The organism is Alkalihalobacillus sp. TS-13 (genome assembly GCF_019720915.1).
GTDB lineage: Bacteria > Bacillota > Bacilli > Bacillales > Fictibacillaceae > Pseudalkalibacillus.
This window is the reverse complement of record NZ_JAHKSI010000042.1, coordinates 1-255: the sequence shown is the minus strand read 5'-3', so window position 1 is coordinate 255 and position 255 is coordinate 1. Positions and strand designations below refer to the sequence as shown.

Annotated in this window: 1 rRNA gene; it reads right to left on the bottom strand. The window is 56.1% G+C overall.

What is annotated here, in order from left to right:
- A 16S ribosomal RNA gene (locus KOL94_RS25015) occupies positions 1-255 on the bottom strand; the annotation flags it as partial.

Here is a 255-nt window from a genome sequence, read left to right as displayed (position 1 = left end):
ACTTTCGTCCATTGCCGAAGATTCCCTACTGCTGCCTCCCGTAGGAGTCTGGGCCGTGTCTCAGTCCCAGTGTGGCCGATCACCCTCTCAGGTCGGCTACGCATCGTCGCCTTGGTGAGCCCTTACCTCACCAACTAGCTAATGCGCCGCGGGCCCATCTGTAAGTGATAGCCGAAGCCATCTTTTAATCCCCCTCTATGCAGAGGAGAATGTTATCCGGTATTAGCCCCGGTTTCCCGGAGTTATCCCAGTCTT